14 protein-coding genes are annotated in these 13,435 nt (G+C 44.6%); all 14 read left to right on the top strand.

The window, feature by feature from the left end; translation table 11 throughout:
- Position 1 precedes the first annotated feature (1 nt).
- From NSQ38_RS24705 to NSQ38_RS24640, 14 genes are read left to right on the top strand one after another with little or no spacing between them, the layout of a single operon-like run.
- Positions 2-538, top strand: coding sequence for a flagellar biosynthetic protein FliO (locus NSQ38_RS24705; protein ID WP_338594905.1), 537 nt, complete (start codon positions 2-4; stop codon positions 536-538).
- On the top strand, positions 535-1,290 hold the full coding sequence (fliP, locus tag NSQ38_RS24700; protein ID WP_133384323.1) for a flagellar type III secretion system pore protein FliP: 756 nt from the start codon (positions 535-537) through the stop codon (positions 1,288-1,290). The genes NSQ38_RS24705 and fliP overlap by 4 nt, the downstream gene beginning before the upstream one ends.
- 25 nt (positions 1,291-1,315) lie before the next feature.
- Entirely contained in the window at positions 1,316-1,585 is a 270-nt protein-coding gene (fliQ, locus tag NSQ38_RS24695; protein ID WP_047842485.1) for a flagellar biosynthesis protein FliQ, read from the top strand.
- A 10-nt stretch (positions 1,586-1,595) separates the two neighbouring features.
- Positions 1,596-2,384, top strand: coding sequence for a flagellar biosynthetic protein FliR (fliR, locus tag NSQ38_RS24690; RefSeq protein WP_338593817.1), 789 nt, complete (start codon positions 1,596-1,598; stop codon positions 2,382-2,384).
- A 23-nt stretch (positions 2,385-2,407) separates the two neighbouring features.
- On the top strand, positions 2,408-3,490 hold the full coding sequence (gene flhB / locus NSQ38_RS24685; RefSeq protein ID WP_289392025.1) for a flagellar biosynthesis protein FlhB: 1,083 nt from the start codon (positions 2,408-2,410) through the stop codon (positions 3,488-3,490).
- Between the two features lie 25 nt (positions 3,491-3,515).
- Positions 3,516-5,549 carry a flagellar biosynthesis protein FlhA gene (gene flhA, locus NSQ38_RS24680; protein ID WP_017689169.1) on the top strand — a complete coding sequence of 678 codons (2,034 nt, stop codon included), beginning with the start codon at positions 3,516-3,518 and terminating at the stop codon, positions 5,547-5,549.
- A complete protein-coding gene (gene flhF / locus NSQ38_RS24675) occupies positions 5,546-6,898 on the top strand; it encodes a flagellar biosynthesis protein FlhF (protein WP_339784560.1) in 1,353 nt (450 codons plus the stop codon). Before flhA ends, flhF begins: the two co-directional genes overlap by 4 nt.
- Complete coding sequence (locus NSQ38_RS24670) at positions 6,895-7,782, top strand: MinD/ParA family protein (protein ID WP_017689167.1); 888 nt, start codon at positions 6,895-6,897, stop codon at positions 7,780-7,782. The genes flhF and NSQ38_RS24670 overlap by 4 nt, the downstream gene beginning before the upstream one ends.
- Before the next feature lie 32 nt (positions 7,783-7,814).
- Complete coding sequence (gene cheB, locus NSQ38_RS24665; RefSeq protein ID WP_339784557.1) at positions 7,815-9,257, top strand: chemotaxis-specific protein-glutamate methyltransferase CheB; 1,443 nt, start codon at positions 7,815-7,817, stop codon at positions 9,255-9,257.
- 32 nt (positions 9,258-9,289) lie between these two features.
- On the top strand, positions 9,290-11,362 hold the full coding sequence (locus NSQ38_RS24660) for a chemotaxis protein CheA (protein ID WP_339784555.1): 2,073 nt from the start codon (positions 9,290-9,292) through the stop codon (positions 11,360-11,362).
- Between the two features lie 41 nt (positions 11,363-11,403).
- A complete protein-coding gene (locus NSQ38_RS24655) occupies positions 11,404-11,865 on the top strand; it encodes a chemotaxis protein CheW (RefSeq protein ID WP_036609340.1) in 462 nt (153 codons plus the stop codon).
- Positions 11,866-11,875: 10 nt separating this feature from the next.
- Positions 11,876-12,496 carry a chemotaxis protein CheC gene (locus tag NSQ38_RS24650; protein ID WP_338594906.1) on the top strand — a complete coding sequence of 207 codons (621 nt, stop codon included), beginning with the start codon at positions 11,876-11,878 and terminating at the stop codon, positions 12,494-12,496.
- On the top strand, positions 12,489-12,986 hold the full coding sequence (locus NSQ38_RS24645; protein ID WP_017689162.1) for a chemotaxis protein CheD: 498 nt from the start codon (positions 12,489-12,491) through the stop codon (positions 12,984-12,986). Before NSQ38_RS24650 ends, NSQ38_RS24645 begins: the two co-directional genes overlap by 8 nt.
- 4 nt (positions 12,987-12,990) lie before the next feature.
- Positions 12,991-13,434, top strand: coding sequence for a hypothetical protein (locus NSQ38_RS24640; RefSeq protein WP_076208888.1), 444 nt, complete (start codon positions 12,991-12,993; stop codon positions 13,432-13,434).
- Position 13,435: the final 1 nt, after the last annotated feature.

The raw sequence follows: 13,435 nt of genomic DNA, 5'->3' as shown, positions 1-13,435 counted from the left end.
GATGGCTCAGGGTGATTTTCCAGAAACAGCTGGCGCGGGAGCCAATTATTATTTACAGCTTGTATGGGTGATTGTTGTCCTGGCCGTCATCCTGGTCCTTATTGTTTATCTGATCCGGTTCTTAAACAAACGGAATCAGCAAATGTTCCGGCACGGCACAATTCGTACTCTTGGCGGGGTTGGACTGGGACAAAACAAGTCGCTGCAAATTATAGAAATTGGTGGGAGTGTATATCTGCTTGGTGTAGGTGAAGACATCCAGTTGATAGATAAGGTTTCGGATCTGGAAGAGGCGCAAAGAATCATTGATTCCTTCGAACGAGATGCTGCTGCACAACAAGGGAATCTGTCACCTCTCATTGCCAAGCTCACAAAACGCTTCCGTAAAGATGAACCGCCGCGGGAAATGGAACTGGAGGACACAACTTCTTTTCACGAAATGTTTGAATCCAAACTTCGGCAGATGCCTAACCGTAAAGAGAAGATGGAGAAGCTCCTGGATAAAGACAATACTACAGATCGGTCGAGGGATTCATGAAGAAAAAGATTTGGTTAGCGTGTTGTTTGCTAGGACTTATCAGTCTAGCTTCTGTTACAGTTGCCTTTGCCGAGCCCATTCCGAATATTGATATTCAAATCGGAAACGGTGACGGAGGGACACCAAGCACAAGTTCATTGTCCATCATTCTGTTAATTACTGTGCTTAGCATTGCACCAGCAATGCTTGTACTGATGACCAGTTTTACTCGGATTGTGATTGTGCTCGGTTTTGTACGTACATCTTTGGGTACACAACAAATGCCACCCAATCAGGTTTTGGTTGGCTTGGCACTATTTCTGACACTTTTCATTATGTCGCCGACGTTGTCTTCCATAAATCAGGTAGCGCTTCAGCCCTATCTTCAGGGAGAACTTACACAAACCGAGGCACTTGAAAAAGCAGCGGACCCGATAAAGAAATTTATGTTTAGTCACACCAGAGAAAAAGATCTGTTACTGTTTATGAAGTACAATCAGACTGAACAACCAAAGACCTATCAGGATATCCCAATTACTGTTATGGTGCCGGCATATGTAATCAGTGAGTTGAAGACAGCATTCCAGATGGGGTTTATGATTTTTATTCCGTTTCTGGTTATAGATATTGTTGTCGCGAGTACACTCATGGCAATGGGGATGATGATGCTTCCGCCGGTCATGATCTCATTACCTTTCAAAATACTGCTCTTTGTCCTTGTCGACGGGTGGTATCTGGTTGTCAAGTCACTGTTATTGAGTTTTAACACTTGATCCGGAAAGTTAAAGGAGGACGGTCATGACTTCGGAATTTATTATCGGTCTGGCCGGGAAAGCGGTATACACGTCATTGCTGGCCAGCGCACCTATGCTTATACTAGCTCTGGTTGTAGGACTTGCAATCAGTATTTTTCAAGCGACAACTCAAATTCAGGAACAAACATTAGCTTTTGTGCCCAAGATTGTTGCCGTACTTCTGGCAGTACTTTTGTTTGGACCTTGGATCTTGAATATCTTGGTCGATTTTACGTTTAACATTCTCGATAATCTATACAGATACATAGGGTAGGCTTTAGCAGATGGAGACATTGTTGCAAAGTTTCCCTGTCGCTCTGCTTATGTTTTGTCGAATCGCATCATTTTTTGTAACTGCGCCAGTTTTTTCGGCTCGAAATGTGCCGGCTTCAGTTAAAATTGGTATCTCTGCATTTGTCACATTGTCTGTCTATCTGATTTATGGAATAGACCAGACCGTACCCACAGACCTGAGCTATGTCTTATTGATCATCAGAGAGATTTTAATTGGCCTGCTTTTAGGTTTTGTGGCTTATCTGTTGATGACAGCTGTTCAGACTGCGGGGACCTTTATCGATCTACAAATCGGTTTTGGTATGGCTAATGTATACGATCCAATGACAGGTGCTTCAGCGCCACTTACGGGAAACTTGAAGTATGCATTTGCTATGCTTCTGTTTCTGACGATGAATGGACACCATTATTTGCTGGATGCGATAGTTTACAGTTACCGGTGGGTACCATTATCGAATGTGTTTTTCCTACGGTTGGCAGATGGAAGTATTGCTGAATTTTTGATTCAGACCTTAGGTCAATCATTTATGCTGGCTTTTCAGATGTCGGCTCCGATTGTAGTTGCGTTATTTTTGACGGATGTTGGATTGGGTTTTTTGGCCAAAACAGCTCCTCAATTTAATGTATTTGCAGTTGGGTTGCCGCTTAAGTTACTCGTTGGTCTTGCTATTTTGCTTTTGCTGGTTCCCAGTTTCTCCTTTGTATTTAGTCAGTTGTTCGAAGCGATATTCAGATCGATGGAAAAATTGCTTGGAACCATTGGACAAAGGCCCGGCTGAGTGAAACGGAGGAAAAGACACGGATGAAACTTCAACTCGACCTCCAGTTGTTTTCAGGGGAGAAGACGGAGAAAGCTACCCCGAAAAAGAGACAGGATACACGAAAAAAAGGACAGGTCGTCAAAAGCGCTGAACTATCTGGCGCATCCATTCTCCTAATCGCGTTTTTGATCATGATGGTATTCAGCAATTTCTATAAAGAACGTATAGTTCGTCTGTTTACAGATATCTTCATCAATCGATTGAGTATGGAAATCACCGGAGAGAATGTGATGGCGCTTATGATGCGCTATGGCATTGAAGTTTTGTTATTGATCGCTCCCGTTTTGCTGGGTGCGTTACTGGTTGCTTTGATCGTTAACTATATGCAAGTTGGTTTTCTTCTTGTAGGGGAAGGTTTGAAGCCAAAACTTGAGAAATTGGACCCGATTAAAGGTTTCAAAAATATATTCTCTCTCCGCTCATTAGTGGAATTTGCTAAATCCATTTTGAAAATGTCGATTATCGGTTATCTCGTTTACAGTACAATTAAGGGCTACCAGTCAGATATTGCTTCACTTTCTCATTTTTCATTGGATGCTATTTTACATTTCGCTGCGTCGATCACTTTAAGTCTTGGTATCAAGATTGCAGTGGCATTAATGATACTTGCGATATTTGATTACATGTATCAGAAGTATGATCATGAGAAGAAGATCCGTATGTCCAAGCAAGACATTAAGGACGAGTACAAAAAAATGGAAGGTGATCCGCTGATCAAAGGCAAAATCCGGGAACGCCAGCGTCGTATGGCTATGCAGCGTATGATGCAGGAAGTGCCGAATGCGGATGTTATCATCACGAACCCGACCCACTTTGCGGTTGCGCTAAAGTATGAAGGTTCCGAGATGGAGGCACCGCAGATTATTGCCAAAGGTCAGGATTATGTCGCCTTGCGTATTAAGGAAATTGCCAAAGAAAACGGTGTTATTACGATGGAAAACAAGCCGTTAGCACGGGCGTTGTTCCAGAGAGCCGAGATTGGTGACGCCATACCGGCCGATTTGTTTCAAGCGGTAGCCGAAGTGCTGGCTTATGTATATAAACTAAAGGGCAGAACGAAATAAAAGGGGATCGGAGGCCGTACATTCATTGAAGATTAAAGATATAGCTGTCCTTGCGGGTATCATTGGCATTGTGTTGATGATGATTCTTCCGATCCCGACCTGGCTGTTGGACTTGTTGCTGGTCGTCAATATTTCAATTGCTCTGATGATACTACTTGTTGCCATGAACAGCAAAGAAGCGTTGCAGTTTTCTATTTTTCCAGCTTTGCTGTTGATCACTACACTATTCCGATTGGCACTGAACATTTCGACAACCAAGCTAATCCTTGGTGATGGGGATGCGGGAGCCGTAGTTGCTACCTTTGGTAGCTGGATTGCTGGAGGGCAAATTGCGATTGGATTTATCGTGTTTTTGATCCTCGTTGTCGTTCAGTTTATCGTTATTACAAAGGGGTCTGAGCGAGTAGCTGAAGTTGCTGCCCGATTCACCCTCGATGCGATGCCTGGTAAACAAATGAGTATTGATGCGGATCTGAATGCGGGTTTGATCAACGAGCAACAAGCTCGTGAGCGTCGTTCCAAAATTGAACGTGAAGCTGATTTCTACGGAGCGATGGATGGAGCAAGTAAATTCGTAAAAGGTGACGCAATTGCAAGTATTATCATCCTCCTGATCAATCTCATTGGTGGATTTATAATCGGTATGACTGTGCATGGGATGGCTTTTGCAGATGCAATGTCAACGTACTCTGTACTGACTATCGGAGATGGATTGGTAAGCCAAATCCCTGCTCTGCTTATTTCCACAGCAGCAGGACTTATCGTCACCAGAGCTTCATCAGAAGGAAACTTGGCAGATGATATTACGGGGCAACTGTTTACATATCCAATACTAATTTATATCGTAGCTTTCGTTATTGCCATGCTCGGTTTCTTCACACCAATTCATGTTATTACTACGCTTCCGTTGGCAGGTGTGTTGGCATATGCCGCGTGGCGTATGCAGAATAATCTGAATTTGAAACAAGTAGCGGAAGAACAGTTGGAAGAAGAACAGCAGATTGAAGAGGTTAGAAGTCCTGAAAGTGTAATTAATTTGCTTCAGGTGGACCCTATTGAGTTTGAATTTGGTTATGGTTTAATACCACTTGCTGATAATCAGCAGGGTGGTGACTTATTGGATCGGATCATTATGATTCGGAGGCAGTGTGCTCTGGAACTGGGGTTAGTCGTTCCGGTCATACGGATTCGAGATAATATCCAGCTCAGACCCAATGAGTATGTTATCAAAATCAAGGGTAATGTGGTAGGCGGCGGAGAACTGTTGTTGAATCATTACCTTGCCATGAGTCCTGGCTATGATGAGGAATCTGTGACAGGTATTGAAACGACAGAACCTGCTTTTGGACTTCCGGCACTATGGATTGATGAAGTAACCAAAGACAGAGCCGAACTTGCAGGATATACGGTCGTTGATCCGCCTTCCGTTGTGGCTACACATCTGACGGAACTGATTAAGAAACATGCGCATGAGTTACTTGGAAGACAAGAAACAAAAGCACTTGTGGATAATCTCAGAGAGAACTATTCTGCCCTTGTGGATGAACTGATCCCTTCTCTACTTTCCATTGGTGATGTACAGAAAGTGCTTGCCAAGTTATTGCGTGAGAAAATATCTATTCGGGATATGGTGACCATCTTCGAGACACTGGCTGACTATGGTACGTATACGAAGGATCCTGATGTGCTTACTGAATACGTCAGACAATCCCTCTCACGTCAGATTACTCAGCAGTTCTCACAGAAAGGTGAGACACTTCGCGTGATCACGGTTGGACCTGGTCTTGAGAAGAAAATTGCTGAAAGTGTGCAACAATCGGATCAAGGCAGTTATCTCGCGCTAGACCCTGTATCTACACAAAGTGTGTATCAGAAGCTGAGTGAACAAGTGAACCGTTTGATTCAATCAGGTCAACAACCTGTTGTATTAACTTCTCCAACCATTCGGATGTATCTGCGTCAGGTTATTGAACGTACAATGCAGGACATTCCTGTGCTTTCCTACAGCGAGTTGGAGCCGAATGTTGAAATTCAAAGTATCGGGGTGGTGAACTTATGAGAGTAAAACAATACGTTGTTGAGACCATGCCCGAAGCTATGCTTCAAATTCGCAAAGACCTGGGAAGTGATGCCGTTATTCTGTCCACCAAAGAGATTAAGGTGGGCGGTGTGATGGGAATGTTCCGCAAAAAACGGATCGAAGTTGTAGCTGCAGTGGATAAGGAAGAAAACAAGCAAACAACAAAGCCAGTACAAAATCAATTCACACCTGTACCTCGTGCATTTGTACCTGAGGCTTATCGGCAAACAGCTCGTTCGTTTGTTGCGGCTTCAGATGAGTCGGCGACAACGAATATAGCTGATCAAAGTGTACAGGACCAATCTGCGGCTGCGTCGTCTGTGTTTGAATCGCGTAATATCGGTTCAAACATAGACAGCGGCTCAGGTTCTTCGAGCACGGATCATAAACCGCGACCGCAAGGGGCGGATTTTTCGGGTTCAACAACTGGTCCGAAGCCAACAGGTTCAGACCTGCAGCAGGATAAGTTGATGACTGAATTACAGGATCTTAAACAGATGGTGACCAGGCTTTCAAAGCAAGGTACTTCTGCGGACCCTGTGCCAGAGGAGCTGCATTCGATCCGAGAGCGTTTGACAGAACAAGATGTTTGGCCTGAAGTATGGGAATCCTGGTTTGATTCAATTCAAGCAAAATGGTCTGAGGATGGATTGAAAGAACAGGATGTAGAACAAGTGGTGAAGCTTGAGGTCATGCACTTTTTGGAGCAACGGATTGAAGAAGGCATTCTTCCTACCACGCGAATCGTCTATGTAGCTGGACCAACCGGTGTAGGGAAAACTACGACAATTGCAAAATTGGCTGCTGAACAAATGTTCAAAAAACAGCGTAAAGTTGGATTCATTACATCAGATACGTATCGGATCTCGGCGGTAGAACAGCTTAGAACGTACGCATCTATACTGAATGTTCCACTTGAAGTGGTGCAATCGCCCGGTGATACACAACGTGCCATTTCTCGATTAGAGAATTGTGATTTGATCTTTATGGATACAGCGGGTAGAAACTACAGAAATGAATTACTTGTTTCGGAACTGCAAAGTTTGCTTGCTCCTGTGGAGAATAGCGAAACCTTTCTGGTCATGAGTATGACTTCCAAAAGTGCTGATATGGTGCAGATCACGGAACATTTCAGTAAATATGGTCTGGATAAGGTGATTTTCACCAAAATGGATGAGACTGGGAGCTGCGGTCCGCTATTTAACTTGTTACACCGTTTTCCACTCAAGCTCGCATATGTGGCAAATGGACAAAATGTTCCGGACGATTTGTTGAAGCCGGATGCAGATTCGTTGTCTAAACAGTTGCTGGGAGAATGGTCACAATGAAGGATCAGGCAGCTGCACTTCGAAGTATGGTCTCCGCGCCATTGGAATTGGAAGGCATTGAGCGAGATATTCGATCCTCGAAAATCATTACTGTGGCCAGTGGTAAGGGAGGTGTTGGTAAATCCAATTTTACACTGAACTTTGCCTTGGCATTGCAGGCTTTGGGGCAAAAGGTACTTGTATTTGATGCCGATATTGGAATGGCTAATATTGATGTTCTTATGGGTACGTCTTCTTCCTATAATCTTTACCACCTATTGTACCGACAAAAATCCATAAGGGAAATCATACAACTGGGTGCCAGTGGCTTGCCTTACATTGCTGGAGGATCGGGCATGAAAGAGTTGTTCTCATTGTCTGATCGTGATCTCGAGTTCTTCGCCAGTCAAGTCGAGGATATTGCCCAGGAAATGGATTATGTCATCTTTGACACTGGGGCAGGACTCTCCAGAGAGAATATGAAGTTCATCGGTGCTGCCGATGAATGCCTGATTATAACCACACCTGAACCGACTTCAATAACCGATGCTTATGCTTTAGTCAAAGTTATGCACGGCCAGGAAAATGCTACGCCCTTTCGGATGATCGTTAACCGGGTGGAAGACGAACGAGAAGCGGAACGGGTGGCAGAAAAAATAGCTGGAGTGGCGAGGCGGTTTTTGCAGACGGATATTCCGCTGCTTGGGTATATTTCAGAAGACGCCCAGGTAGTCAAAGCGGTTAAAAGGCAAATGCCCTATAGTCTGGCGTATCCCAATGCCAAAGCCTCCAAAGATATAGAGAAACTTGCTCTTCGTTATCTGGCTGTACCTGCAACTCCGGGATCCGGAACCTTGACAGGAATCAGGGGATTTATGAATAAGTGGCTTAAACGGACAACATGATTTCTGAATAAAGGAAACAGGGGTGACACAACATGGCGGCGTATCAAGTATTGGTTGTCGATGATTCCGCTTTTATGCGTAAGATTGTTACGGATTTGATCCAAGCGGATCCGGAATTCAAGGTTACGGCAACGGCATCAAACGGTAGAGAAGCGATTCAAAAATCACTAGAATTGAAACCCGATATTATTACAATGGACGTTGAGATGCCCGAAATGAATGGGTTGGATGCATTAAAATCAATTATGAAGGAATCTTTCGTTCCTGTGATTATGCTCTCTGGTATCAATGAACAAGGCATGAAAGAAACCATTATGGCGCTTGAAGCTGGGGCATTTGACTTCATTCGCAAACCATCTATTTCACATGACCAGGATATTGCTCAAGTTGGTAAAGCCTTGGTTGAGCGCATGCGAGCTGCGATGAATGAGATCAAACGAAAAGCTGATCGTGAGTTATCCATGAAAAATAGAGACATGTTGCTAGGAGCAGTTGTTCCCCCAACTCAGCCAGTGCAGAAAGAACTGCCGGCCAGGGATCGAGCGGAGCCTGTGAAAAAAACGATCGACCCTGTCGAGACGATTCAACGCTCTCTTCGAGAGCGGACTGAAGCCTTTCAGGCCAAAGCAAAGAAACCAATTCAACCATTGTCACCTTCAAAACCAGGTCGCGTAGAGAATAAACCTGAGCCTTTGCCAAAGGCTGAGCGTAATTTGGGGACGAAGGCAGAAAAAGCAGTGAGGTCAGCTAATCCAGTACAGACTCCAAAGGAAGTTCGACTACCTAATGCAGCTAGAGTGGCAGCTGATCAAATAGCGGCAACCTCTGCCTCTGCAAAAGCCAAGGATGTAATCAAGCCTAATCCTGTTCCCAAAGGTGGAGGGGGGCTGGAAGGACCATTCAACAAACTTGTGGCAATAGGTTGTTCTACGGGTGGGCCGAGGGCTCTCAAGACATTGCTTGAGCAGTTGCCTGCTGATTTGCCTGCACCGGTCATTATTGTGCAGCATATGCCGCCCAATTTCACACGTTCTCTGGCTCAACGATTGAATACATTCAGTCCACTGCATGTGGTTGAAGCTGAAGAGGGCATGGTTCTGAAGAAAGGAACCGCCTATATAGCACCCGGCGGATTCCATGTGAAAGTTAACAAAACAGCAGACGGGAAGTTTATTGTGAAGTTGACTGAAGATCAACCAGTGAATGGACATAGACCTTCAGTGGATACGATGTTTGAGTCACTTCTGCCGTTTACATCTTTACAAAGACATCTTGTTTTGCTAACGGGAATGGGAAGTGATGGAGCACGTATGATGAAGAGATTATACGAAGCTGGAGTTACATCAACCTTTGCCGAGAATGAAGAAACATGTGTTGTATATGGTATGCCGCGTTCTGCTGTAGAGCTGCAATGCGTTCGTCATCTTCTGCCATTGCAGGAGATTGCTTCTAAACTTGTTCAAGCAGTGAAATAACGGAGTGTAACTCACGGAGGAGGTGCCTCACAATGGACATGAACCAATATTTATCCATGTTTATTGATGAGTCTAATGATCATCTGCAATCGCTTAACGAAAACATGCTTCAACTTGAAGGCAATCCGGAAGACCTGGGCATAGTTCAGGTTATATTCCGCTCGGCTCATACCTTGAAGGGTATGGCAGCAACTATGGGCTTTGAAGATTTGGCATCACTGACACATAAAATGGAAAATGTGTTGGATCTGGTTCGTAATGAGAAGTTGAAAATGCAGGATTACATTTTTGATACCATGTTCAAGAGTCTGGACGCTTTGGAAACCATGGTTCAGGATATTACCGAAGGTGGACAAGGTAAAGCAGATGTGTCGTCAATCGTAGCTTCACTTCAAGCCATTGAAAATGGTGAAATGACAAACGGAAATGGACCTGCTACAGAAACAAACAAGCCGGCTAACGCTTCAATCTCTTCGGCTGTGGAGCTGGATGAATTCCAATATTCAGTGCTGGATCAGTCGATCGCCGAAGGTCATCGTGTGTTCTACGTGGATGTGCTTGTTAGCGAGCATAGCCAGTTAAAAGGTGTACGGGCTTATATGGTCTTTGATATGCTGGAACGTTCAGGTGAAGTCGTTAAGGCTTACCCATCTGTCCAGGATATTGAGCAGGAGAAGTTTGAGCGCAGTTTCTCGTTGTATTACATAACAACTAAAGAGGCGCACGAACTGGAAGAAGGCATCATGAGTATCTCTGAAATTGAAAGTGCGAAGCTCATTCAACTGGATCAGGAGACTCTTCAGCAGATGGCCAATCAGGTAGCAGCTACAGTTGAAGCGCCACCCGTACCAACAGCTGTAGCTGAGGTTGCTTCGCCGGATAAGAATTCTGTACCCAAAGAAGAAACCACAACGGCACCAGCAAAAACTGCTGCACCGAAGCAAGCTGCTGCACCTTCGCGTACCATTCGTGTGGATATTGAACGTCTTGACGTATTGATGAACCTGTTCAGTGAATTGTTGATTGACCGTTCGCGTCTGGAGCAACTGGCCAGTGAAACAGGCAACAATGATTTATCCGATACAGTAGCTCATTTAAGTCGAGTTAGCACAGATTTGCAAAATATTGTACTGAAATTGCGGATGGTTCCGGTAGATACCGTATTCAATCGATTCCCGCGCATGATCCGTGATCTGGCTAAGACACTTGATAAAAAAATCGATCTGGTGATTACAGGTGCTGAGACGGAACTGGATCGTACGGTAATTGATGAGATTGGTGATCCGCTTGTGCATTTACTGCGTAACGCGGTTGACCATGGTGTGGAATCCATTGCAGAACGTGTAGCTGCAGGTAAACCAGAGATGGGTATAGTAAACCTGCGTGCCTTCCACAGTGGAAATCACGTATTTATCGAGATTGAAGATGATGGTAAAGGTATCTATCGCGACAAGCTTTTGAAAACCGCGATCAAACGTGGTGTTGTAACCGAAGAACAAGGTGCCAAGATGAGTGACGATGAAGTGAATCAACTGTTGTTTGCACCTGGATTTAGTACTGCTGATATTATCTCGGATATCTCTGGCCGGGGTGTTGGATTGGATGTAGTAAAATCGAAGATCACTTCGCTTGGCGGTAATGTAACGATTCATTCAACTCCAGGCAAAGGCACGAACTTCTCTGTTCAGCTTCCGTTGACTCTATCCATTATTGCTGCAATGCTTGTACGACTTGGTTCAGAGAAATACGCTGTTCCGTTGTCCTCCATTGTAGAGACGGCCATTGTACAACGTGAGCAAGTTCGTAATATTCACGGCAATAAAATGATCACGTTCCGTGAGTCACTGATTCCGTATTTGTCCTTGAGCGAAGTTTTCTCGGTACCGGATTTCAACGACGCTGATGAGCAAGAAACAGAAATAGTCGTGATTCGCAAAGGCGACCGTCTTGCAGCCGTAGCTGTTGAAGAATTTATTGGACAAAGTGAGATTGTTCTCAAATCAATGGGAACCTATCTTCCTGCTATTGAAGGAATCTCTGGAGCAACCATTCTCGGAGATGGACAAGTAGCCCTGATTCTTGATCCTAATGCATTTATTAAATAAGCATAGAGCTAAGTCTTACATTTAATAGGGAGGTTTTTTACATGGAAGAAGAGTTGAAAGTCATCGTCTTTAAATTGGGTTCCGAAGAGTATGGTATTGAGGTAGACAAGGTTCAGACGATTGAGCGTATGATGCCAATTACCCGTGTTCCCAAGACACTTTCCTTTGTAAAAGGAGTTATTAATCTACGTGGTGTTGTAATTCCAGTCATTGATCTACGCGGTCGTTTCTCCCTTCCGGAAACGGAATACACGGATCAGACTCGTATTGTTATCGTAGGTGTAGACGACATGCAAGTTGGCTTTATCGTAGATTCTGCCAATGATGTTATTGATATCAAGAGCAGTGCGATCGATAGCCCGCCAGAAGTGGTTGGTGGCGTCAAGGCGAGATACCTGCGAGGTGTTGCTAAATTGGAGGATTCACGTTTGTTGATTATGCTCAACCTAAACGAAGTATTAAATAAAAGCGAGATTGTACAGCTGGAAAGTGTTGAGGGCTAGTACCGTGGAGATGTTCAACCGATTTGAGGTATTCCAGATGGATGTGCTCAAAGAGGTCGGTAACATTGGAGCAGGCAACGCCGCAACGGCGTTGTCTCAACTCCTCAACAGACCGATTGACATGGGTGTACCTAAAGTACAAATGCTCCCTTTTGAAGAAGTTGCCGAAAAAGTGGGCGGAGATGAACGCATCGTGGTTACCGTGTTTCTTCGTGTAGAAGGCGAAGCACCGGGAAATCTTTTCTTTATGATGACACCAGAGGCTGCTAAAATGTTGTTGAACAGACTTGCCGGGTTCGATCTGAAAGAAGGACTCGCTTTTACAGATATGGAACAATCAGCGCTTTCCGAGATTGGAAATATTTTAGCTGGATCCTATCTTTCTTCTTTGGCAGATTTTACGAAGTTGTCTATGTATCCAACCGTTCCTGGACTTGCCATCGACATGGCGGGTGCCATTCTAAGTTATGGCTTGCTGCAATTTGGCGAGATGGGTGACGCTGCATTGTTAATTGACACATCTTTCTTTGAAGGTGAAGATCAAGTCGAGGGTCAGTTTTTCCTCATTCCGGATCCACCATCCTTTGCAAAGATATTTGAATCGCTAGGGGTGCCACTGAGCCATGATTGAGGACAAAAGCGTCGTTAAAGTCGGTATGGCGGATTTAAACATCGCTCATCTTCCTGGTGTAATCCGTACGACTGGCTTGGGTTCGTGTGTGGGATTAACAATGTATGACCCACATTTGAAGCTGGCTGGAATGGCGCATGTCATGCTTCCTACTTCAGAGATCGCCCGTGAAGGGAAACTGAACACTGCGAAATATGCGGATACGGCGTTGCCTGAGCTTTTGGAAAAAATGATAAAACTAGGCGCTTCTCACTCACGTATTGTGTCTAAAATGGCCGGAGGCTCTCAGATGTTTGCCTTTGCTGGCGCTGGAGATACAATGCGCATTGGACCAAGGAATGCAGATTCATGTCGAGAATGGCTTCAAAAACTCAATATCCCTCTTCTAGCAGAAGATACGGGTGGGAATTATGGACGCACGATTGAGATGGATTGTGAAACTGGACTTTTGACTATTCGAAGTGTACAAATGGGTGTAAAGGAACTATAAGACTATGATAGGAAACTACCGCATTAATCTTGGAGCAGGCATCGTTGGGTTTATTCTTACTTTTTTTGTAGCATACAGCAGCAATGTGCTGATGACCAGTTTAATTCGCGGATTGATCGGATTCGTAGCCTGGTTTGTCCTTGCATATGGTTTACGCTGGGGATTGGGATTGCTGCTGAACCCTCAGATCGAGGGAAATGGGTATGGTTATGATTCACCAAATGCTCAAGATCAAAGAGGTTCACAGGTGGACATTAAAATCGAAGACGATGGACAAGAGCTGAATGATTTGCTCAAGAGTGGACAGAACGCTTCATCTGGGGACGATCTTCCGCCATCTGAGACGAAAGCTCCAACGGGATTCGCCCCTTTGGATCCGCCTAAACTTGTCCGGACCAAGGATCCGGAGGAATTGGCGCAGGCCGTTCGTCACCTGACAGACAAATAAG

This window comes from Paenibacillus sp. FSL R7-0313 (assembly GCF_037969885.1).
GTDB lineage: Bacteria > Bacillota > Bacilli > Paenibacillales > Paenibacillaceae > Paenibacillus.
This window is presented reverse-complemented; position numbering and strand designations above follow the sequence as displayed.